Genomic DNA, 24,976 nt, shown 5'->3' on the forward strand with positions numbered 1-24,976 from the left:
TTCGTTTCTTAATCAATCAATTTATTTGTAAAGTCAATCAGCTTATTAATTTCAAGCTCATCATAAGCGTGTGGATGTGCATTGGCATACTCACCTTTATCATTATCGAAGTACTTTCCGCTAATGCCTTTGTGATCTTCCGAAACTGCCAAGTCGTATAAAACATCAGCACCTTTATTCGCTGGTGACCAATATTGACCATAGGCTGCATTGGCCATTTTCGTGTTTAGCAAGGAACCTGGGTTTACAGCGATTATTGCAATACCTTCGAGTTCTTTGGCCAAATGAAAACTCCACATGGTTAATGCCAATTTACTTTGAGCGTACGATTCGTTGAAAGATATTTTTTCTTTGCCGATCATAGCCTCATAAGAAATGTTTGCTTGTGCTGCAGAACTTAAATTAATAATACGAGCTTCATTCTCCTTTTTTACAAGGGGAAGTAATTCCTTTGTTAATAAAAAAGGAGCTAAGTAATTAACAACAAATCGAAGGTCTAAACCATCTTTAGTATAAAAATTCAGAGTCTTAAAAACACCCGCATTATTAATTAAAACATCAATTTGTGACACCTGATCTCTAACTTGCTGAGCCATTTTTTTTACGGCATCTAAATCTGATAAATCGGCTACAAACCCATGTACCTTATCATTTCCTGATTTAGATCTTATTTCAGATATCGCAGTATCAACTTTTTCTTCGTTTCTTCCGTGTACATAAATCGAATGTCCGTCTTTTGCTAATTTTATGGCAACAAGCTTTCCAATTCCGTCTGTACTACCTGTTATTAATATGTTCTTCATCATCTTGCTTTTTTAACTTCACATTTAATTACTCAATCCATTGATGTGCTAACAACCACTCTTTTGTCACTTCATCCAGCTTTGCACAATCTCTGCAAACTTTATAGTCCAATTCAGCAATAATATCATTTGAGAATCGTAAAGAATCCAAGCTTTGTATTTGTTCCTTGGTAAATAAATCCTTTTTGTCTTCTCTCAAAAGAAGCACTGCTCTATCAACAATACCAAGAAGGCCTTTAGGTTCTTTTATTTCGCGAATGTTGTACTTGTAATGTAAAAACTGAGGTTTCCACAATGGCACAACCACCCACTCTTTGTTTTCTACAGCTTGTTCAAAAGCACTTAAACAATCTTCTTCAGTACCCGGGAAAAATTGGTAGCCTGCATCATTAAGCCCATATTCATCCATCATTTTAATAGAAAAACGTGTGATTCCTGCTCCTGGATTAATCCCCTGGATTGTAGGTTTCATTTTATCAATAACATCAGGTTTTAAAAGATCCGAAACCTCTGCCACATCTTTTACAGGAACATAATCGGGAACTCCCCACAATGCATATGGCTCGTAATGCAAACCTAATTCAATTAATGAAATGACTTCTTCGGTATCTGCCTTATAAGCACCATGACTAGATGGTAACCAAGCTGAAGCCAATAGATCCACTTCGCCTGCCTTAAGTTTTTTGAAATTTTCTTCGTGTGGAGAATATACTCGTTCAACGTCAAAACCCATTCCCTTTAAAATAGTAGCCACCAATGAAGCCGCAAGGTGATGAAACGATAAATCGGTTACTCCTATCCTTATTTTTTTAGACATGATTTTATTTGATTACAAATTAGGAATGCGATTTTGAGTCGCAGTCCTAATAAAAAGTATTTACTTAACTAATTTTGTGCGAACAATTATAAATGGTCCTACGCTGTCGTCTATTCCATTATTAAAAGCAGGTACCCTGTTCAACTGATCAACTGTACTGTAAAGATATCCGTCATTTCCAAGGTGTAATCCATCAGGCCATGTTTGTCCTTTTGGAAGTGTTGCAATGGTTCTGAATCCATCTTTATCGTTAGACACACCAATTTCTTGTTTCTCTATATTAGTTACATAAATGTTTCCTTTTTTATCAGCAGCAATACCGTCGCTATATGATTTTGGAGCATATTCTACAATACCTGCTGTTAACTCTTCGTTAGTATCGAAGCTTTTAGCTGCCACTCTATATATTTTTTTGCCGTGTAAAGCACCAAAGTATACCCATTTCGATTTAGGGTCGATAGCTATTGGATTCAATGCAAAACCGCCTTCAAAATCAGGCATCATCGAAGAGTGACTTTCGGCCATTCTTCTTGCTTCACCCGTTTTGGTATTTATAACGATAAAGGCAGGAGTTGGAGCACTTTTCAAGTCTCCCTGAGTCATATCAGCAATAATAACACGATTGTGTTTTTCATCGATCACAAAATCTTGCAAAAAGCTAAATGGCGTTACTACATCTTCAGGAATAGCGATTATTTTCACCAATTTTTCATTTTTAGTATCCCAAACTATAAATTGATTCTTTGCCATATCCAACAACCAAAGATTATCTTTACTATCAGCTCTGACACCAATAATTGCTTTGATAATAGAATTCTCTCCTTTAGAATACTCATCGTTTGGGTAAGGTTTGTGAGAGCCATCTTTCATAAGTTCGTATACCCTTACGTCTCCGCCCATTAGTGGATTTATTGAAACAAACATTCTTTCGGACTTGGTGATAGTCATGTTCCCTGCTCTAACTGTTTCGGATGAAACAACTGTCTCTGTTCGTTTAGTCGTTTGAGCACTGATGCTAGCACTTGTAAATAAAACAAGCATAGCTGCTACTAATAATTTGATATTTAAATTTCTCATGTCTTTTGTATTCTTAATTTTAAAACTGATTTTCTATAAATAATTAGGCGATATGTGTCATTTCAGTCACAATAAACTCCTCAACGGCACCATCTGTAGCTTTCAGATATTCAGCTAAATGAGCGTCATCCATGTGTTTTTGCCATAACTCACGATTTTCCCAGTTCTCATGAAAAAGAAAGAAGTTTGGATTTTCGTTATCCTGATGTAAATCGTAATTAATACATCCTTCTTCTGCTCTTGTTACGTCAATCAATTTTAGCAATTCTGCTTTTACTAAATCTACTTTTCCCTCTTTTACTAAAATTCTAGCTACGATTGTTAATTTCTGACTTGCCATGATTGTATACTTTAACTATTAATTTGTTTGAACTCTCTTATGAAATTGATATTACAAACCTACGCGATCACCAAGTCCATAACATTGTAACAAAAATGGTTTGAATTGTAGATTTATTGGATAATTGGCAATAAATACCAATTTCAAGCAAAATTAGTAACCCATTACGATATATACCTCCTCGTTTTACACCAAGAAACCAATATTACTACCATACCGATAGAGTCAACTAATAAATTATTCGAAATTCACATTGAAGAACTGTCATCATGGGAGAAAAGGCCACATAAGCACAATTGCTTTAGCCAACTGATATTAAAATGTTCCTATTGCCTTGCTTTAGCATCATTTTATTGCTTACTACAAATTCAGACAAGGTGTTTTATTCTGGACAATAAAAAAGGCCAAGCTGAGAACTTGGCCAAAATTTATGAATTGAGAATACCCTATCCTTTTCGGATTGGTAATATTGAAAAAAGTGCGGATTACAAATCCGCACCAGTACTTTTCTAAAATCTAAACGAAACGCAAAATATCATCAACCTTTTTTCGTGGAGTTGCAGGTGCATGCTCTACGTTCTTCAATCATTTTAATTGCGTCCATTCTTTCTTTTTTTTATAATCTAAGCAATTTGTGTCATTTCATTTACAACAAATTCTTCAATTGCACCCTCTGTTGCTTTCTGGAAAGCTACAAAGTGTATATTGTTCAAGTGTTTTTGCAAAAAATCATAAGTTTCCCATTTTTCATAGAATAAGAATAAGTTTTTATTATTGTTATCCTGATGTAAATCGTAGTTAATGCATCCTTCTTCAGCTCTAGTAATGTCAATTAGCTTAAGTAATTCAGCTTTTACTAAATCTACTTTTCCCTCTTTTACTAAAATTCTTGCTGCAATAGTTAATTTTTGATCTGCCATGATATTTCTTATTGAACTGAATTTATTACTTGATTTAATATCTTTCTTGATTTTGCTTTTTTCTCTGGTTGATTAAAATCTTCCATATCTCTGTGCCCAATGGCAACAGCAACTATGGAGCTGTAATCCTCTAAACCCAATATTTTGTCGTATTTTTCCGCTTCAATCCCTTCCATTGGGGTCGAATCAATTTCCATATTGGCACAAGCACTTAAAAATACGCCTAATGCCAAATAAACTTGTTTTTCAAACCAGTCTTTTTTCTGTTCGTTCGTTTTTGGTTTTAAAAATTGATTATAGTAACCAACTGCACCTTTTGGTAATCTTTCTGCAAGTTCATCTTCAAAGCTCTGAACATTGTTTGTTCTGCTGAACACTATTAGAGTATCACAATTTTGTACTTTCTCACTATTGTGTTGTGATACTTTTGCCAATTCATTTTTTGTTTCGATATCGGAAATAAATGTGAAATTCCAAGGCTGACTGTTTATAGAAGACGGACTCATTCTTAAAATTTCTTTAAGTTCTTCTATTTGTGTCTGGCTAATTTTTCTTGAAGCGTCATACATTTTAGTAGAATAACGTTCCTGCATGCTTTTAATAAAACTCATATGCTTTCTTTTTTTATCTGATAAAAAATTAATCATTCAATTTAAACTTCACAATCGAATATAGTTCCATAGCCAAATCACAAGCTTCATTTACCCCAATTGATTTGTGCAACTCATCTGCCACAAGACTTGATTTAACTAAGCTCTCTTTTAAATTGACATCACAAATATACACTATCACTAGCTTTATAACATTGTAATAAAAACGGTTTAAACTACACAACTAATGATTACTCATCAAAACACCCGATATTTCAGTAAAATCAGGCTATACTATCAATAACGAACCTTTTAAACACAACAACAATTAGATTACATCACGAATACTTAATTTCTTCATATTCACACTGTTTTTATTTCTGTTTAAGTTCAAATTCAGCAGAGCTCTGTTTTCCATTGCCATGCAACAAAGATATATCTGACTATGCTCTTACAGATTGTATCGTGATTGGATATAATGGTATCCAAAAGCATTGTTATTTTGATTAAAACAAGTTGTGCTTGTTGTATATAAAAAGGATTTAATTGTACTTTTATTGGATTTAACTGTCTGAAAGCAACATTAACCTTTTATTAACATCCTTAATCAGTAGTTATTGCGTATATTCGAACCATAAAACCAATATAGCTACCATGTTTGTAGAATCAACTAATAAATTATTTGAAATTCACATTGAAGAACTGTCATCATGGGAAAAAAGACCGCATAAACACAACTTCTTTGAGATTGTATATGTTGAAAAAGGTTCAGGTTTTCAATGTATTAATCAACATGAGTTTGCCTATAAGGAAGGAAATATCTTCTTCCTTCCTCCTTTAGATTGTCACTCGTTTAAAATTGATGAGCCTTCCAGATTTCACCTCATCCGGTTTACCGATAATTACTTTTTACAAGATGGTGGCCTTACCAGCTATAAAGATTGGTTTGATAAGATTGCCTATATAATTGCCAACTACAATAAAGTGCCAGGTGATATTATATCGACAGAAAGAGAGAGAAACTTTATCATCGATAACATCAAATCCATTTATCAGGAATATTTGGCCGCAGACAGCTATTCTGAAGGTATCATTGCTGGATCTATTGCTTCAATTCTGAATATTTTGGCCAGAAGTATTGAGAAAAGGTATGTAGATCAGGCTAATGAAATAGACAATCGCTTTGGCGATATCCTGAGATACATCAATACTCATATTTTTAATAGTGACAATTTACGAATACCCTTGCTTGCCGATAAATTTAGCATATCTAAAACCTATTTTTCTGAATATTTTAAGAAACAAGCGGGTATCAGTTTAGCAGACTACATTATAAAATCGAAACTTCGAATTGTTGAGACGAAGGTTTTACATACCGATCTTTCCTTAAAAGAAATTGCCTATCAGCTAAACTTTACGGATAGCAGTCATTTGTCCAAATCATTCAAAAAGGTTTATGGAATGACAGTTAAGGAGTTTAGGAATAGTAGTCAGATTTGTTGCGCTTAATAAATTCTTGCCAATAATAAAAACGAGGATTTCACAGCTAATTCATTATAGCACACGACTCATATTATTTATTTTATGTGGCTAAAGCCTATTTTTAAATTTCTCTCTATCTGTTGCTTGAAAGCAACTGCAATAGATATTTTGTGTTCATCAATAACTCCTTTGTAATTTTATCTATTACAGTTTGGCTTTAGCCAACTGATATTAAACATTCTACTATTTGCTTTAGCATCATTTTACTCCTTCAATAATTTTCATTTCTTGTTATTTATTACCTGAAAGCAAGAGATATAGAATAGCACAAACTATTTCACAAAAAAAGACCTGCCTGATTTCGAAAATCTGCCAGGTCTAATTCACATTAGTATTTGTTTAGCTAACTAAAAGACGACTATGAAAATGTATTCACAGGATCATCTATCCTCAGCTATAGTTCTCCTAAATTTCATTATTATTTTGAGATACCGATTAGTACATTCTTACCAATTACACGACCACTCTCCTGTTGTGCGTGTGCTTCTTTAAGGGTTTCTGCACTCATTATTCCTAAATTGGTGGTCACAGTTGAAATCAATTTTCCTTCATCAACAAGTTCAGATACACGATTCAACAATTCATGCTGTTTTACCATATCATCTGTTTTAAATAAAGAACGGGCAAACATGAATTCCCAGCTAAAACTTAAGGCCTTTAACTTGATTGAAGCGATATCCAAAGTTTGAGGATCATCGATCAAAGCAATATGTCCACGAGGCTGAATCAATTCAACAATACCCGTAAAGTGTTCCTCTGTTCCGTTCAATGAAGCCACATAGCGTGGTGAAAGACCTAGTTCTTTCATTTGGTCGACTAATGATTCACGGTGATTGATGACATGATCGGCACCCATTTTCTTCACCCACTCGATAGTATCCGGACGAGATGCCGTTGCGATGACAGTTAATCCCGTCAATTTTTTTGCCAATTGAATCATGATAGAACCTACTCCACCAGCAGCACCAATTATCAAAATGCTTTCACCTTTTCCTTCTCCTTCTTTCAATCCGAAAGAATCGAATAAAATTTCCCAAGCAGTAATCGAAGTCAATGGAAAACCTGCTGCTTCGGCAAAATCTAATGACTTCGGCTTTTTACCAACAATACGCTCATCAACCGCTTGAAATTCTGCGTTAGAACCAGCACGAGTAAACTCTCCTGCGTAAAAAACTTCATCGCCAACTTTGAATTTACTAACCTCGCTACCTACTTCACGAACTATACCTGCAGCATCCCATCCAATAATCTTGTTTTGCCCTTCTTCGGGTCCAAACTGTGCCATGGCCCGAATTTTCACATCTACAGGATTAACTGAAATGCCCTTCACCTCAACTAAAAGATCACGTACTCCTACTTCTGGTATTCCTGTTTCAAAATCGATCAATGAATTTTTAGCGGTAATAGCACCTGCCTGCTTGTATCCTATTGCTTTCATATGTTTATAATTTTAAGTTTTTGCCATATGGAACTTACCATGCTGGAATAATCATCCCCCTGTGTGTCAAAATATCCTTGTCATGGACGTTTCATATGTTTATAATTTTATATGTGTTTACTCTTTATGTAATTACCGAAATATCAAACTGCTGCACAAATAGTTTTGATGACTATTCTTATTTCAGTTGATTAGTAATAATTACAATACAAATCTAGACATACAAAACATCAGAGCTATTGTAATTAAAATGCATATAATTGTACTTTAATTGGTTGTATGTACAAGGATTCTAAAGACATTTTTTATTGGTCGGCTTATCCTGATCCAGAATATGACATTTTATTGTTTGACTATAAAAAAGACCAAACTGGGAGCTTGGTCTATGTGTTAAATGCAGTGTTTTACCTCAAATCCCTAATGTTGGCAAGTGTTTAACCTTGTGGTAGGTCAATGTCGCTTTAATACACTTTTTCAATTCGTCTTTTGGAATTCTATCTTCAATTCTAAAAATAATTGCCCTATTCCCATCGTAGGTAAAATTGTCTTTATAAATAAGCTTGAAAGTCTCAATAAGTCGGCTTGTACATTTAAAGTACATCGCATATTGATCAGGCTTTTTTGATTTCCAGTCCATTCTGAGCGTACTACCTCCTTTAGTCAAATAACTGGGCTCACCCCATTTTAGTGTTTCTTCCAGTTTTATTATTCCTTCAATTTCTTTAGCAGTTTCAATAACCAATTTCCGAAGGGCTAACATCTTATTCCGAACCGAATCAGGGTATTGGTTGAAAACAAAATCAACTTCTGGCTTTGTTTGTATTTGTAAATCATTCATCAGTTTTCAAATTGAATACCAAATTTAAATAAACACCGTAGGGTTTAATTATTTGCTATGTGAATTTACAAAAGTTTTAATCAGTAATAAAACTTGCTGATTTCAGTTATGTGCATTGAATTAGAATTTTTGGTTTATCCAGAAATTTAATCCCGACATGATTAGTTCAACAGATACTGTACCAAGAAGCAAAGCCATCACTCTACCTGCAATATCAATATATTGTTCTATCAACTCCTCTTTTTTAACGTGGATTTTATCGTGCAGTTTTTTCAACAGCATAATGATTGAAACACAAATTAGAATAGTGCTGGCAATTGCAAGTATTGCATTCGTCTTACTTAAGCTTTCACCTATAAGAATACTATAGCTGATTGTTCCCGGACCAATAAAAATAGGCATTGCAATGGCTCCGGCGATATGTTTTGATTCTCCTCGCAGAGATTCAATTGAAGCACTTCCTTTAAATATAAACTGTATACCAGTTAGAAGAAAAACAATGCCGCCAAATATTTGAAAGGAAGCAAGACTAGCATTAAAAACATTTCTAAAAATAGTGTCTCCCAAAATTGCAAATGATGAAAAAACAATGAAGCTAATGATCCCTGCTCTTATCAATATTCTGGAAAACTCTTTAGATGTTTTCTTTTTTACTATATCTATTAAATAAACAATTATCAAAAACGGATTAAGTAATACTAACAGCAGAGTTATGGAACGAATAAAATCTATCATAAATGAATGGTATCGCTATTTCAGAATAGAATCGTGCTTGTTAATCAGAAGAAGAATTGTTATTAATTAAATTTAAATAATGCTTGCAATTATTCCAACCGTCCAAACCACGATGGCAGAATACGTTTTTATAAATGACTAAATCCGTTCCTTTTTTATCTTCCTTCTCCTGGTATAAAGGGCAGGTTGATGCGAATGTGCAAAAGCTATTTTTTCCCATATTAAATTTGTTTGTAATAAACATTTATATTCTTAATTTTTCTGGCAATATTGATGTTGTTAATTAAGGTGTGCGAATAGCTATAGTTATTCCTTACATTTTTACTAAATCTTGCTTTTCTTTGTCCTTAAATTTTATTCCTGTTAAAAACTCGAATTGATCAATCGATCGTATGGAATGTTTTAATTGCCATTTCCAATCTTTACAGTTTGTTAAATTAGGTGTTTCTTCAATATTGTTTCTGTCCGAACAATGTTACTCAAAGCATACGACAATGTATTTTATATTTGAACAAATTAAAAAAAAAGGCAAATAAATTGGGCCAAGCTTGGTCTGTTGGAATTTAGTATCGGGAATATAAATCGTACTTAAAAAGAGCCTCTCTGTTATTTTGTAGAGAATACCGTGTGCATTTTCATCCTCTTACCAACTCATATTATTTCTTTTATGTGGCTAAAGCCTTTTTAAAAAAGGAAAGAAGAATTTTTTACTGCACTGGCAACATGCTTTTCGAGGATGCTTTTTTAATGTTTCTGTCCATAAAACTACCTGAGAAGATTAAACCACCAATAATACCCATAAAAATATAAAGCACCTGCGATCCCATGTTGTTCTGCACTCCCGGTGCATCGAGGAATACACTACTTAAACCAATAAATGCTTTACTTCCGGGAACGAGCATTATGATTCCAGGCACTAAAAACACCAATTGGGGCGATCGTGTTATTTTACTAAACAACTTGCTAATGCTCACGGCCACAATAGTTCCGATAAATATGCTGACTAAAATCCCTGTGAAATCGAAAAATGCGGTGGTAAAAAAACTTACAAATCCGGCAATTACACAATACAAAACATCCCTTGTTCTCACCTTAAATACAACCGTTAAACTAAGTGCCAAAACCACAATTGCTAAATAGTCAAGCCAGTCGGGTATATCATTCACCACATGATTAGGTTGAAGATCAACAAATAAAGGAAGAATTGCCAGGCCCAAAACAACACCAAAAAATTGCTTAAAGAGCGATACCAAGGCATCGAAAAGTTTTGCAGTTCCCGACACCAGACTTCGCGAAGTGATCTCTTCCAATGCGGTAGTGATCGATAAACCGGGAATAAACACAATAATAGATGCCAAAATGGTCATGGAAATGTTGATTTGATCAAATTGCAAAGACAACAAACCCGCAATTAGTGTGGCCACAAAGGCAATTAACGATTCCAAAGCACTCCGAATGTATCCAGATTTTTGAGCCAGCAAAGTGATGCCATAAATTACGGCGCCAATAACAGAGGCAGTTATGGCTGACGCCCAGCTGGTATCCAATATCATGCTAAATGCACCTGCCGAAAGAATAAAAGCGGCCAACTCGGTCAATTTGCCATAAGAAAAAGGTGCTGTCTTTAATTTTTCGATGGCAATTTTTGCTTCGTCAAAACTAATTTTATTTGATAGCACATCATTGGTAATTTCAACAATTCGCGACAAGGCACCTAAATTCAAATCCCCAGGTGGCACACACTCCACATAATTGTAGGTTTGCTCCTCCTCCTCGTAAAACACATAGTTGATCCATGTGGGTGTATCCATATAATTTCCCTTAATGCCCTTCTTTCCGGCAATATCAGTTAAATAAATTTGAGATTTATAGGAAGGAACGCCATAGGTATGAAGTGCTTTACCCAATTGTACTATGAATTTATATTTTCCGGGAACCTGCATGCTTTATTTTCTGTTCTACATGATTATTACTGGTTAGCTAAGGTGCTATGCACCTAAACGTTTAATTTTGTTATTGCCAACCGTTCACTGATTACTGTTGACTGACAACTACTAATCAATACTTTTAAAACCACACAAAACTACAATTTATTTGGGCACCAATACTTAAGCCGTGTGCATTATTAGTCGCATATTTTTCTTCGAAACAAGAGCAAATATAAATTTGTTTCAATTTCTCTAAAAATATTGCCGTGTTCGAGGATAACGAGAGCCAATATGCATTACTCCTGCAGCTTCAATTAATCAAAACTAATTAATGCCTCACAGCCATAACTGTTGCGTTTTATTACTCAACAGATATTTACATGAACGTTTCGTTTTACCATTTAACGGGGGAATAATCAAAAATACAAACAAATGAAATCTACCTTTAAGCCTAAATTATTTACTGTACTATAAGGCTACAATGCACAAGCTTTCCAGAAAGATTTATTTGCAGGTATCATTGTGGGAATTGTTGCTCTGCCCCTAGCCATTGCATTTGTTATTGCATCAGGTATTTCGCCTGAAAAGGGTTTAATATCAGAAATTATGGGTGATTTTATCATTTCCCTGTGGTAGTCGTGTTCAAATTGGAGGGCCTACGGGAGCTTTTATCGTAATTATTTATGGTATCGTTCACCAATTCGAAATTTCTGAAGCAAGTTGTACCATTATTCAATCGTAAAAGATTCTACAGTTATTCTAGTATTGTTACACCATTAAATTAAATGCTTCAATCAAAAGGTATCTGTTAAATCTGCTATTGTAAATAAATCCATCGGCTTCTTAACAATAATCCTTCGCTTTATTTTTACAATCAAACCTTCGTCGGCAAAACTACTAAGAATTCTCACCAAAGTTTCAACTGCAATCCCAACAATATTGGCAAAATCTTCGCGTGTAAGCTCTATTTCAATTTCGTTGTCGATGTTTTTATTTTGTCGAAAGTTTTCGTTTAATATTAGCAAAGTGAGTGCTACCCGTTCTCTCACACTTTTTTTAGTGAACGTAGCAATAAAATTTACCATCACCCCAAATTCGTGGCTTAATTTCATAACTAGCAATTTGGCTAATTCCTGATGCTTATCCAGTAAACATACTAGGCGGTCTTTCGATATATACCCTATCAATGATTCCGTAATTGCCGCCGCTGAATCGTGATATCTCTCTTCACCCATAAAGGCCGCATAACCTATCATTTCACCCTCGCAACACAAATATATAATTTGCTCTTTACCGCTATTCAATGTTTTAAATTTTTTAATCTTCCCTTTTTTTACGAAATAAATTCCCGAAGGGAAAGCTCCCTCCGTAAAAATATTTTGACCTCTCTTGAAACGCTTAACAATCATTTGATTTGTAAAATCTATCTGCACGTGTTCTGGCAAACTTTCAAAATCAAATTCTCTTTTCAAATGAAAACGCTCTCGTATCTTACTTAATGAATCTTCCATAATCTATATCTCATTACAAAAGTATCAATAATTAGTTACAATCAATTATATCATTGATTCAAATCAATTATTCCAAAAAAATTAGGACTACTTTTGTCTCTGTTAATAAAAATAACGAATACGATTAACTAGTTCATATGGAAGTTTCACAAATAGCATTACTTACCCTTTTTGTTCTACTCGCTGGAATATTTGGAATAGCAGTAGTACCAAGTAAAAATAGAGCCTGGGTGGCTATTGTTGTTGTATTAATCAATTCTATACTTACCTCAATACCGTCGGTTTTGGCTTTAATGGGTAATGCTCAAACAGGGACGCTCCTTTTGGCTCATTTACCTGGTGGCCTTATTAATGTTCAAGTAGACAATCTTTCGGCATGGTTTATATTAATTATAAATTTTACTACAATAAACGGAGCTTTATTTGGTAGTGGATATTTAAAATCATATCAACATTTAAAAACAAACATAGGATTTCATTGGATATTTTATATTCTTTTTCACATTTCAATGGTATGGGTGTGCATGTTCGACCATGGAATCATCTTTCTTGTTGCATGGGAACTCATGTCTATTTCGTCGTTAATGCTTGTCATATTTGAATATCAAAATAAAAACACGCTGAAAGCTGGACTTAATTATCTAATTCAGATGCACTTAAGCGTTGTTTTTTTAACCGTGGGTGTAATTTGGCTATTTGCTGAAACCGGCTCTTTTAACCTTTCCTCTTTAAGTTCTGTGGTTTCAAACCAACATTCCATTTGGATTTTTATTCTCTTTTTTATTGGATTTGCTATAAAAGCAGGTTTTCTGCCTTTCCACACATGGCTACCTCATGCACATCCGGCTGCTCCTTCGCATGTTTCAGGGGTAATGTCTGGGGTAATTGTTAAATTAGGCATTTTCGGAATATTTCGTATTATCTCTTACATCACTCACGACTGGTTTATAATTGGAGAAGTTATCTTGAGTCTATCAGTAATTACAGCACTCTATGGTATTATAAATGCATCTGTTAAATATGATTTTAAACGTGCATTGGCTTTTTGTACCATCGAAAATATTGGGATTATTGGAATTGGAATTGGTTTAGGACTTATTGGAATTGGAGCACATAAAGATATGCTTGCTATCCTTGGTTTTGGGGGGGCATTATTACATTCTTTAAATCATTCTTTATTTAAATCCCTCTTATTTTTTAGCGCTGGAAGTGTATATCAACAAACACATACCCGAAATATTGATAAACTGGGTGGACTAATAAAATCGATGCCAAAAACAGCCCTGTTTTTTCTAGTTGGCGCATTAGCAATTGGCGGTTTACCTCCGTTTAACGGATTTATTTCAGAATATCTAATCTATTCCGGTTTGTTCCATGGTTTATTCTCTGTATCAGGCATTTCACATGTTATACTAATTGTATTATCCATTGTTGGACTAGTACTGGTAGGAGGAATATCCATTATAAGCTTTACAAAATCGTTTGGAATCATGTTTTTAGGACAGCCAAGATCAGAACTACATAACACACCAACCGAGGCTTCATTCATTATGCTATTTCCACAATACCTCATTGTAGCAGTCATGTTATCAGTTGCCTTTTTTCCTCAGTTTTATTTTGGAATTACTCTAAATATTATTCATTCAATCTTTACAACGAAATTAATATTTAATGTTTCACAAATAGAAACTATCAGTACCAACCTAGCTACTATTGGGCATTTAAGTATATACTTTATAATTTTATTGGCACTGATTTTAATCGTCCGGTTTCAATTGATTAAAAAAAGAAAGGTTACTTTATACGAAACATGGAAATGTGGTTATGTAGCACCAATTCCGAAAGCACAATATTCAGGTCGTTCCTATGCCCGCACATTTGGTAGCCTATTTGGTTTCGTGCTAAACGAACGCAAGGCTAGAGATAAAATTTCAAAAACACAGTTATACCCAACACATTATAAGTTTTCTACCTATTATTTCGATTTATTAGAAAGATTTTTGGTATTGCCAATTACTAAACGAATGACATTAGTCTTGAATTATTTTCAGTTTATACAAAACGGTAAAATTCAATCCTATGTTATTTATGGCTTATTTTTTATTCTAATGGTTTTTATCGGAACAGTACTTAGTTTAATCAGTTAAAATCAGAAAGCATGGATGAATACCTGATCCTGACACTTAATTTAATCGCTATTTTTTCGCTTGCGAGTTTTCCTTTTTTGAACTCGAAGAAACTTGGAATTGCTTCACTAATTGCAATTACGCTGCAAGTGATCCTATCATTTGTTTTGGCTTTTCAGGTTTTTTCAAAGGGTCAATTATTCTATAGCTACAGTGGATCATTTATAACAGGAACCATTCCGATAAAAATTGATTATCTGTCGGCATGGTTTATTCTAATTATCGGTTTTACTTTTCTAACAGGAGCTTGGTATGGCATTCAGTATATGAAAAAATATCAGGAGCAAACCAGTAATCTTCAACTACATGCCATAACATACATAGTAACATTTACAGCAATGATTGATATTTGCATTGTACAAAATGCAATTATATTCCTCATTGTTTGGGAAATAATGGCTATCGGCTCATTCATCCTAATCATATTTGAACATTATAAAAAAGAGACCTTGAAGGCAGGGATTAATTTTTTCGTTCAATCACATATTTCCATCCTATTTTTAACTTTTGCATTTATTTGGGTAAAAGTAAAAACGGGTTCTTTTGATTTCTCAGCAATTACAGAATATTCAGCCTTACACCCATCAATGGGAATCGGTTTGTTTATTTTATTCTTCATTGGTTTTGCAATAAAAGCCGGCTTTGTCCCTTTTCACACTTGGTTACCTTTGGCTCACCCGGCTGCTCCGGCTCATATTTCGGGCATCATGTCGGGAGTAATAATTAAAATTGGCATTTTCGGCATTTTACGAATGTTGTCGTTATTAAAAACAGATTTTACAGTTATTGGATATTTCATTCTAACTATTTCAATTATAACTGGGCTGTATGGTGTAATGTTGGCAATTATTCAGCATAACCTCAAAAGACTTTTAGCCTATCATAGCATTGAAAATATTGGCATTATCGGAATGGGCATTGGACTCGGTTGCCTTGGTTTAGGAACAAGTAATCAATGGCTAATTATTGCAGGTTTCGGAGGCGCATTGCTTCACACCCTTAACCACTCATTATTTAAATCATTGCTCTTTTTTAGTGCTGGTAATGTTTATCAATTTACCCATACAATGAATATTGAATCATTGGGTGGGTTAATAAAGAAAATACCCAATACAGCTTGGTTTTTTTTAATTGGTTCGTTGGCAATTTGTGGTTTACCACCTTTTAATGGTTTTGTTTCAGAATTTTTCATCTACAATGGATTATTCAAAGGCTTGGGTTCAAACGATTTTAGGCTCACATTAACCATGCTGTTTTCAATATTAGCATTGGTACTTATTGGTGGTTTGGCTTTGATTTGTTTTACCAAAGCATTCGGGATTGTTTTTTTGGGAACAAAACGTTCCGAATTAAAAACTGATACAGATATTGAAACAACAAATCGTAATTTTCCACTCTACATCATTATTTTGGCCATACTAATTATTGGTTTACTGCCATTTCTATTTTCTTCAGCACTTGTTAAGGTTATAGGAGTATTCAACATGCAACAAGAACCATTATTGCTAAGCCCATTACATGGAATATTAAACCAATTAACCAGTATTGGTTTCTATTCATTTGGATTTGTGTTGCTCACAGCTTTTGTCTTTCTTCTTAAACGACAAATAATTAAACAGCGTGTACGCAAAGCTAATATAACTTGGGGGTGTGGATATGTCGGAAAAACAAACAAAATACAATATACAGCCTCGTCGTTCATACGCACTTATCGAAAATTAATCGAACCTATACTATACATAAAAAAAGAGAAAGAAAATGTTGATGGTATCTATCCTAATCAAATTCACTCAACAACTCATCCTTATGATAGAATAGAACATGTACTTATCGACAAACCTATTTATTTATTTAAAAAGATATTAAATCGCTTTATTTTTCTTCAGAATGGTAACATTCAGTCATACATTTTATATGGCTCAATTTTTTTGATTACAGCTATTTTGTCTCCAATACTTATTTCAAAAATTATCGTATTAATCAATTTTTTAAATCAATTATAATATGCTTAGCTTTTTACTTATAATAGTAGCAAGTATTTTTTTCATGGGCTTGGTGGTACGCACCAAGAGTCTAGCCTCGGGTAGAAAAGGTCCAGATATTTTGCAACCAATGAGAGATATAGTCAGACTCTGGAGAAAGGGTTCTGTTTATAGTACAACAACCAGTATAATATTCCAGATTGCACCAACAATCTATTTCTCTTCCATTATCATGGCAATTTTAATGATCCCCCACGGGAATATACCTGGGATTATTTCGTTTGGTGGCGATTTTGTGATGTTTGCTTATATTTTGGGCTTGGGTAAATTTATGCTGATTATATCTGCCTTAGATACAGGAAGTAGTTTTGAAGGTATGGGAGCAAGTCGAGAAGCCCTTTTTTCAATGTTGGTTGAACCCGCATTCTTTATTATTATGGGATCATTGGCTTTATTTACTGGACACACTTCCTTTCACGAAATATTTACCGCACTCAATTATGGATCGTACATTTCCTATATGATAGGAACCTTGGCCACCTTTGTATTGGTTTTAATCGCAATGATTGAGAATAGCCGCATGCCTATTGATGATCCAAAAACACACCTAGAACTAACTATGGTTCATGAAGTTATGATATTGGATAACAGTGGTTTTGATTTGGGAGTTATTTTATATGCCACACCATTAAAATTTGCTATGTATGGCGCATTAATCGCTAATTTCTTTATTGGATCTGTTTCTCTACAAATTTCAATTCCTTTATTTATAGTCATTCAAACAGTTTTTGCAATAATCGTAGGCATTCTTGAATCGTTTATGGCAAGGTTTAGAATGAGCCACAACCCTCAATTTATTTTCATGCTTACTTCAATTTCACTACTTATCTTTTTTGGTGTACTACTGGTATTAGGAAAATTTATTTAACTCGACGAATATGACTGATATTTTATTAATAGTTTTTGCGATAACAGTACTCTTTATGAGTATTGCCAATAGGATATACACCTATATAAATATTCTTATTTTCCAGGGGTTCATTCTTTTTGGGGTAACCTATTTATCACTTACGGAGATTAACACCTGGAACCTAATACTCATCATGTTAGAAACCATTATTTTTAAAGCTTTAGCAGTACCTCTCTTTATAAAATACCTTATAAAAAGGAATAAAATTACCAGAGAAGCAGAGCCTTACCTCCCAAACTTCATCTCTTTAATTATTGTGACAACTATTATCATTATTACTATTATTTTGTCAAGTTCCATTGAAGACACATACCTTGATAAAACTTATTTTGTTGTTGCCTTAGCTAATTTATTTACAGGTTTATACTTAATTGTTTCAAGAAAAAAAATTATTATACACGTAATAGGTTATCTGATAATTGAAAATGGTGTATTTGTGCTGGCTCTCGCAGTGGGAAACGAAATGCCTATGCTAGTTAACCTTGGAATTATGCTAGACATATTTGCCAGTGTTCTTATCCTCGGGATTTTCTTCAACAAATTAGGAGATGTTATAAAAGACCCCGATGTCAATTTTTTACGAAAACTTAAAGACTAATTCATAATGATAGCAATATTTTTATTAGGTACGCTTCTTATTTGCAGTTTGCTTTTTTTCAATAAGAATACCATCGTTAATTACACCTTGGTTATAATCTATGCAATTTTACTTTGGGCATTAGGATTCTATGAGTACAATCATATTAATATAGTAGAGTTTGTATATTTTAAACCCGATGCGATAGGAGTTTTACTTCTCTTTGCCTTGTGTATTGTAAGTATTCCAACCCTATATCATTGTTATCTTTATATAGCAACACACGATGAAACCCCACATAGTCGTGGTCTTTTCTTTGCTTCTATGATCATGTTGCTGTCTGCATGTAGTATGGCATATTTATCGAATCACATTGCTGTTACGTGGATATTTGTTGAACTGACCACACTAAGTGCATCTGCATTAATCTATCATCACCGTAACATCAGAGCACTTGAAGGGGTATGGAAATATGTCTTTATATGTGCCCTCAGCATTAGTTTTATCTATATAGGCATTCTTTTTTTGAGCCTTGCCATGAAGCAGGCCGGTATTGAAGATATGTCCTTTGATTCCATAATGGAACATTACGACATGTTAAACCTTTTTTGGCTAAAACTTTCGTTCCTTTTTATCTTTACAGGTTTTACTGCAAAAATTGGTTTGGTACCCATGTACACAGCAGGTATCGATGCCAAGGATAAAGCACCGGCACCAGCTGGAGCAATGTTTTCAAGTGTTTTAATGAACATGGGATTTATTGGAATTTATCGTATTTATGGAATTGTCTCTCATACGCAAATTCAACATTGGGCATCTGTTATCATTATTATTTCGGCCGTATTGTCAATATTTGTTGCTACGGTTTATATGACTCATATAAAGAACATTAAACGAATGTTCGCTTATTCAAGTATTGAACATATGGGTATTGTAATGCTGGGCTTGGCAGTTGGTGGAATTGGTGTTTATGCTGCAATTCTTCACATTATTCTGCATACTTTTGTAAAACCCAGTTTGTTTTTTCAGTTTAATCAGATATACAGAGTTTTTCAAAGTAAGAGCATCAATGATGTGGGCCACTACTTTAAATACAATAAAACAGGAGCCATTGTCATTTTATTGGGTTTTATTTCGGCAACGGCTATGCCACCTTCAGGATTGTTTATCAGTGAATTTTTAGTATTTCAATCACTTTTTGAAGCACACCAAATATTAATTCTAATTCTTGTATTGATTTTACTGACCATGATAATATGGGGTTTTGGGTCCAATATTTTTAAACTCTTATTTACTCCTCCTCTATCTATTGATGAAAGTAAGATCCCAAGAATAAATCCATTAGATTCTGTTTCTCAATATATCTTACTAGCACTAAGTGTTTACTTAGCTTATAACCCTCCAGCTGAATTTGTTAATTTGATTCAGGAGGCTGTTACACTTATTCAATAAAAAATAAAACAAGTCTTTAAAATTACTTTTCTCACATTAGAAAAACTGTAAAGTAAGTTCTATGAAGCAATTGAATAACAAAATTTAGAAACATGAAATACATTTCCATCCATAATAATCAAACCATTAATACAAAGGATATTCCTGTTTTAGGATATCAAGATTTTCTTGAAGAAAATATATCCTTATTAAAAGATCATACAGAAAAGCATTGTGTAAATTTTTTCGCTATTAACGAACAACCGCAAATAAAACTATTCTGTTGCATTGCCGACGATGATACCCATAAAATCTTTATTAATTCCTCCACTATAAATGTTGGAGATAAAGTTTCTTCTTTAACAAATCATAATCATAACTTCGAGAAGTTTGAACGTGAGATTCATGAAAATTTCGGAATAGATTATATCGATCATCCGTGGTTAAAACCAATGCGTTTTGCACACAACAGGGCGAATAAAAAACAAGGCATTGCCGATTATCCATTCTTTCAGGCCGATAGTGAAGAACTGCATGAAGTAGGCGTAGGTCCTATTCATGCAGGGATTATTGAACCTGGGCATTACAGGTTTATTTGCAATGGTGAACAAATTCTACATTTAGAAATTCAATTGGGCTATCAGCATAGAGGTATTGAGCAATTAATGCTGAAAAAAACCAAACTTCTGGAACGTGCTACCATAGTTGAAAATATTGCAGGAGATACCGCAATTGGCCACTCTACAGCTTTCTCAAATTTATGGGAAAGTTTATGTGAATACGAAACCGATGATTTCTTGCATTATTCGCGGACGATTGCTCTGGAACTAGAGAGAATCGCTATTCATACCGGTGATCTCGGAGGTGTTTGTGCCGATATAGCCTATCAATTAGGAAATTCAGTTTATGGAAGATTGCGCACACCTATTGTTAATTTTTTTCAGGAATGGGGAGGGAATAGACTTGCAAAAGGTTTAATACGACCAGGAAAAATAAATTACCCGTTTACTAAAGATTTAGCAAAGAGACTGATCGAATTATTTGAGGCATATGAACGAGATTTTAACGAAATGTCTAAAAAGTTCTTTTCATTACCCAGTACACTGGCAAGAATGGAAAGAACCGGAATTGTTACAATCGAACAAGCATTTGAAATTGGCGCTGTTGGAATGGTAGCAAGAACTTGTGGCATAAATCGGGATATTCGCCTATCCCACCCAAATAACCTATATGGTCAAACAATCCTTCATGAGCCTATTGTTAAACATCACGGTGATGTGTATTCAAGAGTTAGATTAAGGAGAGAAGAAATATTACAATCCATCAGTTATTGTAAAAAATTGCTGGAAAACATACCTAATTTCAAAAAACCAACAATAACCGATTTTAAGTCAGGAAAAGAAAAATTCACCTTGTCTTTGGTAGAAGGCTGGCGTGGAGAAATCTGTCATTGTGCCATTACCGATGGTGATGGAAATTTAAAAACTTATAAAATAAAAGATCCATCACACCACAATTGGATGGCTCTGGCTCAAGCTGTTCGAAACAATGAGATTTCAGATTTCCCGATATGTAACAAAAGCTTTAATCTTTCCTATTGTGGTCACGACTTATAACAAGACGAAAATGGATACTAAATTAAATAAAGAAGCACTACTTTACCACACTAGCAAACGACCAGGTAAGCTTGAAGTAATATCCAGTAAACCTTGTGATTCTGCATACGATTTATCTCTGGCATACACCCCAGGGGTTGCTGAACCTTGCCTGAGAATTAAAGAAAATCCTGATGATGTATATAAATACACGATTAAGGGGAATCTTGTTGCTATTATTACGAATGGTACTGCGGTACTTGGACTTGGCAATTTGGGTGCTTTGGCTTCAAAGCCTGTAATGGAAGGCAAAGCCATGTTACTTAAAAAATATGCAGATATAAATGCCTTTGATATTGAGTTGGATACAACTGATGTCGATATTTTTGTTAGGACGGTAATTACCATGTCGCCTACATTTGGGGCAATAAATCTTGAAAATATAAAAGCTCCGGAATGTTTTGAAATTGAAAAACGGTTAATTGCTGCCCTTAATATTCCGGTAATGCACGATGACCAACATGGAACAGCCATTGTATCAGCCGCTGGTTTGCTAAATGCCTGTGAAATTGCCGGTAAAAAACTGCAAAACATTAAGATTGTGGTTAATGGTGCTGGTTCAGCAGCTATGGCCTGCTCAAATATGTATTTGTCGCTCGGAGTAAAAAAAGAAAATCTATTGATGCTCGATAACAAAGGAGTTATTTCAAAAAACCGAATTGACCTTAGTAAATATAAACAAGCTTTTGCTATTAACACCAATTTAAGCACATTAGCACAAGCTGTGGAAAGTGCCGATGTCTTTATCGGACTGTCTAAAGCAAATCTAATGACTCCTAAAATGGTTCAGTCCATGGCCGAGAATCCCATTGTTTTTGCTTTGGCCAATCCAAATCCCGAAATTACATACAATGAGGCCATTAAGGCGAAATCTGGAATTATTTATGCTTCTGGTCGCAGCGATATTCCTAATCAAATAAATAATGTATTAGGGTTTCCCTATATTTTTAGAGCCGCTCTTGATGTTAGGGCAATAAAAATTAATATGGAAATGAAAAAAGCTGCCGTTTATGCACTAGCATCTATCGCTAAAGAACCCTTTTTAAGTATTGATAGCAGTGAATCGCTTTCATTTGGTCGCGATTATTTTATTCCGCGTCCTTCCGATTTAAGATTATTGAGAACTATTGTTCCTGCCGTGGCAAAAGCTGCCATTGATAGCGGGGTAGCCAGAATAGATATTCCTGATATGATAAGCTATATAAAAGAATTAGATAAACGTATAATAAAATAAAAAACATGTTCGATAACCTTAAAATAGTTTGGCATCAGGGTAAACAGTTTATACCTGATGTTACCAAGGTAGAAGTTCCTGGTATTTTCAGGGGAAGACCTGTAATTTCAAAAAACAAAGTAGATGAACAAATTTTGGTTGATTTATGTCCGACAAAAGCCATTAGCTGTGCTCCCTTTAGCATCGACCTTGGCAAATGTACCTATTGCGGAGAATGTGCTGTGCAATTTCCAGATAAAATAAAGTTTACTAAAGACTATAAACTTTCGACAAACATCCGAGAAAATTTAATTATTTACGAAGGCATTGATGAACCTATTCAGATGGATACTGAAAGTGTCAGAAAAGAAATTTATAGTTTATTTGGTCGATCATTAAAGCTTAGACAGGTGTCGGCTGGTGGTGATAATAGTTGCGAGTGGGAGTTAACTTCATCAAACAACGTGCAGTTTGATATGAGTCGCTTTGGTATCGACTTTGTAGCCTCGCCACGTCATGCTGATGGAATAGTTATAACTGGTCCCATAACTGAAAATATGGCTGAACCTTTGCAACGTTGTTATGATGCTATACCAGAACCAAAAATAATTATTCTTGTTGGAGTCGACGCTATTAGTGGAGGAATATTTGCTGATAGTCCAGCTATTGACAGAAGTTTTTTATCGAAACATCATGTTGATTTATATGTGTCAGGTAATCCGGTGCATCCTCTAAGTTTTATTAATGGTGTACTTTCCTTAACAAGGAAAAAATAGGAATCAGCAAAGATAAAGTGATGATTAACATTGAAAAATATGGAAACATCACAACCACAAGTATTCCTTTATGCCTTAGGAAACTTTTAAAAATACTTAAAAAGGGAGATCATTTTATTTTATCCACATTTGGTGGTAATTATACATGGAGATCAATCTTTTTAAAAGGGGCATATTCAAAATAATAAATCTGCAAAAAACTAAATAAGATGAAAAGAGTTGTAGTTACAGGTATAGGGGCAATAACCCCAATTGGTAAGAATGTAAACGAATTTTGGAATAATTTAATAGCTGGTAAAAGTGGTGTTTCTAAAATAACAAGATTTGACGCTTCTGCCTTTAAAACTCAATTTGCTGGGGAAGTAAAAGACTTCGATCCATTACAATATATGAGTAAATCCGAAGCTCGTAAAATGGATTTATTTTCACAATATGCAATTGCAGTAATGGATGAATGTGTTAAAGATTCTGGAATTAAGCTCGAAGATTTTGACCTAGGAAAATTTGGGGTAATATGGGGTACAGGTATTGGCGGCATTCAATCATTTGAAGAAGAAGTACTTAATTTCGGTAAGAATGAAGAAGTTCCACGTTTTAGTCCATTTTTTATAACTAAAATGATTTCAAATATGGCTGCCGGATTAATCTCAATCCGATATGCTTTACGTGGAGTGAGTTACACAACAACATCAGCCTGTGCTTCAAGTAATAATGCTATTGTTGATGCATTTAATATCATCCGACTAGGTAAGGCAAAAGCTATATTTGCCGGAGGTTCAGAAGCTTGTATAAGTAAATCTGGATTAGGTGGATTTAGCTCCATGAAAGCCATATCACAACGCAACGATGCTCCTGATCAAGCTTCACGTCCATTTGATGTTTCTCGTGACGGATTTGTAATGGCCGAAGGTGGTGGCGTACTTATGTTGGAAGAATTAGAACATGCATTGAAACGAGGAGCAAAAATATATGCTGAAGTTGCCGGAGGTGGTTTTGCTTCGGATGCCTACCATATTGCTGCAACACATCCTGATGGAATTGGTGCAATCGCCGCCATGAAAGATGCAATCGAGGAGGCCGGCATATCTCCTTCAGATGTTGATTATGTGAGTACTCATGGAACTTCTACTCCTGTTGGCGATTTAAGTGAATGTAAAGCGATTTGTTCTGTTTTCGAGGAATCACTTGATAAACTTCATGTTAGTGCTACAAAATCAATGACTGGTCACTTGTTAGGTGCTGCTGGAGCTGTTGAAGCTATTGCTTGTATTAAAGCAATGGAAACAGGTATTATTCCACCTACAATTAATTTGGATGAGTTAGACCCAGCAATTGATTCAAAACTGAATCTTACTCCCAACAAGGCGGTAAAAAAAGAAGTAAATGTATGTTTAAACAATACTTTTGGATTTGGTGGACATATTATTGTCTCGATATTCAAAAAATATAAAGGATAAACCAACCGCTTTAGCACGATTAGACAAATCGTATTAGCCGAACCCATAAAAAAGAGAAGTTGAACTAGCTAGATACTTAGGTACTTCAATAAAAATACAGTACAATTCACAAAAAAATAAAACCGGACTTTAGGTTGAACACCTAAAAGTCCGGTTTTTTCATGTAAAAACCCTAATTATAAAAACATGA

The 24,976-nt window shown here is 34.3% G+C and carries 23 protein-coding genes; 12 read left to right on the top strand and 11 right to left on the bottom strand.

Going from position 1 to position 24,976, the window contains the following annotated elements; all coding sequences use genetic code 11:
- Window positions 1–8: 8 nt before the first annotated feature.
- The 6 genes from ALGA_RS21445 to ALGA_RS21470 all read right to left on the bottom strand — a co-directional run bounded on the left by ALGA_RS21445 (window position 9) and on the right by ALGA_RS21470 (window position 4,604).
- Complete coding sequence (locus tag ALGA_RS21445; protein ID WP_197705643.1) at window positions 9–803, bottom strand: SDR family NAD(P)-dependent oxidoreductase; 795 nt, start codon at window positions 801–803, stop codon at window positions 9–11.
- A gap of 28 nt (window positions 804–831) precedes the next feature.
- Window positions 832–1,620 (bottom strand): glycine betaine ABC transporter substrate-binding protein, encoded by a 789-nt coding sequence (locus ALGA_RS21450; RefSeq protein ID WP_096432833.1) that lies wholly within the window; start codon window positions 1,618–1,620, stop codon window positions 832–834.
- A 60-nt stretch (window positions 1,621–1,680) separates the two neighbouring features.
- On the bottom strand, window positions 1,681–2,697 hold the full coding sequence (locus ALGA_RS21455; RefSeq protein ID WP_096432835.1) for an L-dopachrome tautomerase-related protein: 1,017 nt from the start codon (window positions 2,695–2,697) through the stop codon (window positions 1,681–1,683).
- Between the two features lie 43 nt (window positions 2,698–2,740).
- Entirely contained in the window at window positions 2,741–3,037 is a 297-nt protein-coding gene (locus ALGA_RS21460; protein ID WP_096432837.1) for a putative quinol monooxygenase, read from the bottom strand.
- A 623-nt stretch (window positions 3,038–3,660) separates the two neighbouring features.
- Window positions 3,661–3,957 (bottom strand): putative quinol monooxygenase, encoded by a 297-nt coding sequence (locus ALGA_RS21465; RefSeq protein ID WP_096432839.1) that lies wholly within the window; start codon window positions 3,955–3,957, stop codon window positions 3,661–3,663.
- 8 nt (window positions 3,958–3,965) lie between these two features.
- Window positions 3,966–4,604 carry a nitroreductase family protein gene (locus ALGA_RS21470; protein WP_197705644.1) on the bottom strand — a complete coding sequence of 213 codons (639 nt, stop codon included), beginning with the start codon at window positions 4,602–4,604 and terminating at the stop codon, window positions 3,966–3,968.
- 597 nt (window positions 4,605–5,201) lie between these two features.
- Here ALGA_RS21470 and ALGA_RS21475 point away from each other — a divergent pair.
- Window positions 5,202–6,056: an AraC family transcriptional regulator gene (locus ALGA_RS21475; RefSeq protein ID WP_096432841.1), complete on the top strand. Its 855-nt coding sequence runs from the start codon at window positions 5,202–5,204 to the stop codon at window positions 6,054–6,056.
- Window positions 6,057–6,507: 451 nt separating this feature from the next.
- Here ALGA_RS21475 and ALGA_RS21480 read toward each other — a convergent pair whose 3' ends face one another.
- The 4 genes from ALGA_RS21480 to ALGA_RS21500 all read right to left on the bottom strand — a co-directional run bounded on the left by ALGA_RS21480 (window position 6,508) and on the right by ALGA_RS21500 (window position 11,043).
- The gene (locus tag ALGA_RS21480; RefSeq protein ID WP_096432843.1) at window positions 6,508–7,527 is read right to left on the bottom strand and encodes a zinc-binding alcohol dehydrogenase family protein; all 1,020 of its coding nucleotides are present in this window, start codon (window positions 7,525–7,527) and stop codon (window positions 6,508–6,510) included.
- Window positions 7,528–7,936: 409 nt separating this feature from the next.
- The gene (locus ALGA_RS21485) at window positions 7,937–8,365 is read right to left on the bottom strand and encodes a DUF1801 domain-containing protein (protein ID WP_096432845.1); all 429 of its coding nucleotides are present in this window, start codon (window positions 8,363–8,365) and stop codon (window positions 7,937–7,939) included.
- A 120-nt stretch (window positions 8,366–8,485) separates the two neighbouring features.
- Window positions 8,486–9,100, bottom strand: a complete 615-nt coding sequence (locus ALGA_RS21490) for a MarC family protein (RefSeq protein ID WP_096432847.1) — start codon at window positions 9,098–9,100, stop codon at window positions 8,486–8,488.
- A gap of 707 nt (window positions 9,101–9,807) precedes the next feature.
- Complete coding sequence (locus ALGA_RS21500; protein ID WP_096432851.1) at window positions 9,808–11,043, bottom strand: threonine/serine exporter family protein; 1,236 nt, start codon at window positions 11,041–11,043, stop codon at window positions 9,808–9,810.
- 507 nt (window positions 11,044–11,550) lie between these two features.
- Here ALGA_RS21500 and ALGA_RS23420 point away from each other — a divergent pair.
- Window positions 11,551–11,664: a SulP family inorganic anion transporter gene (locus ALGA_RS23420; protein WP_231706014.1), complete on the top strand. Its 114-nt coding sequence runs from the start codon at window positions 11,551–11,553 to the stop codon at window positions 11,662–11,664.
- Between the two features lie 158 nt (window positions 11,665–11,822).
- Here ALGA_RS23420 and ALGA_RS21510 read toward each other — a convergent pair whose 3' ends face one another.
- Window positions 11,823–12,539 (bottom strand): Crp/Fnr family transcriptional regulator, encoded by a 717-nt coding sequence (locus tag ALGA_RS21510; RefSeq protein ID WP_096432853.1) that lies wholly within the window; start codon window positions 12,537–12,539, stop codon window positions 11,823–11,825.
- Window positions 12,540–12,676: 137 nt separating this feature from the next.
- Between ALGA_RS21510 and ALGA_RS21515 the strand changes: the two genes are divergently transcribed.
- The 10 genes from ALGA_RS21515 (at window position 12,677) to fabF (ending at window position 24,786) form a co-directional block, all read left to right on the top strand.
- Entirely contained in the window at window positions 12,677–14,686 is a 2,010-nt protein-coding gene (locus ALGA_RS21515) for a proton-conducting transporter transmembrane domain-containing protein (protein ID WP_096432855.1), read from the top strand.
- An 11-nt stretch (window positions 14,687–14,697) separates the two neighbouring features.
- Window positions 14,698–16,728, top strand: coding sequence for a proton-conducting transporter transmembrane domain-containing protein (locus ALGA_RS21520; RefSeq protein WP_096432857.1), 2,031 nt, complete (start codon window positions 14,698–14,700; stop codon window positions 16,726–16,728).
- Window position 16,729: 1 nt separating this feature from the next.
- Window positions 16,730–17,635 carry a respiratory chain complex I subunit 1 family protein gene (locus tag ALGA_RS21525; protein WP_096432859.1) on the top strand — a complete coding sequence of 302 codons (906 nt, stop codon included), beginning with the start codon at window positions 16,730–16,732 and terminating at the stop codon, window positions 17,633–17,635.
- A gap of 10 nt (window positions 17,636–17,645) precedes the next feature.
- Entirely contained in the window at window positions 17,646–18,275 is a 630-nt protein-coding gene (locus ALGA_RS21530) for a hypothetical protein (RefSeq protein ID WP_096432860.1), read from the top strand.
- A 6-nt stretch (window positions 18,276–18,281) separates the two neighbouring features.
- The gene (locus tag ALGA_RS21535) at window positions 18,282–19,706 is read left to right on the top strand and encodes a complex I subunit 5 family protein (RefSeq protein WP_096432861.1); all 1,425 of its coding nucleotides are present in this window, start codon (window positions 18,282–18,284) and stop codon (window positions 19,704–19,706) included.
- A gap of 92 nt (window positions 19,707–19,798) precedes the next feature.
- Window positions 19,799–21,301 (top strand): hydrogenase large subunit, encoded by a 1,503-nt coding sequence (locus tag ALGA_RS21540; protein ID WP_096432862.1) that lies wholly within the window; start codon window positions 19,799–19,801, stop codon window positions 21,299–21,301.
- A 10-nt stretch (window positions 21,302–21,311) separates the two neighbouring features.
- Window positions 21,312–22,574 carry a malic enzyme-like NAD(P)-binding protein gene (locus tag ALGA_RS21545; RefSeq protein WP_096432864.1) on the top strand — a complete coding sequence of 421 codons (1,263 nt, stop codon included), beginning with the start codon at window positions 21,312–21,314 and terminating at the stop codon, window positions 22,572–22,574.
- A 5-nt stretch (window positions 22,575–22,579) separates the two neighbouring features.
- Complete coding sequence (locus ALGA_RS21550; RefSeq protein ID WP_096432866.1) at window positions 22,580–23,329, top strand: NADH-quinone oxidoreductase subunit B family protein; 750 nt, start codon at window positions 22,580–22,582, stop codon at window positions 23,327–23,329.
- Between the two features lie 20 nt (window positions 23,330–23,349).
- Window positions 23,350–23,514, top strand: a complete 165-nt coding sequence (locus tag ALGA_RS23715) for a 3-oxoacyl-[acyl-carrier-protein] synthase III C-terminal domain-containing protein (protein WP_096432868.1) — start codon at window positions 23,350–23,352, stop codon at window positions 23,512–23,514.
- A 24-nt stretch (window positions 23,515–23,538) separates the two neighbouring features.
- On the top strand, window positions 23,539–24,786 hold the full coding sequence (fabF, locus tag ALGA_RS21560; protein WP_096432870.1) for a beta-ketoacyl-ACP synthase II: 1,248 nt from the start codon (window positions 23,539–23,541) through the stop codon (window positions 24,784–24,786).
- The last annotated feature ends 190 nt before the right edge of the window (window positions 24,787–24,976 follow it).

Source organism: Labilibaculum antarcticum (genome assembly GCF_002356295.1).
In the GTDB taxonomy this organism is placed as follows: domain Bacteria; phylum Bacteroidota; class Bacteroidia; order Bacteroidales; family Marinifilaceae; genus Labilibaculum; species Labilibaculum antarcticum.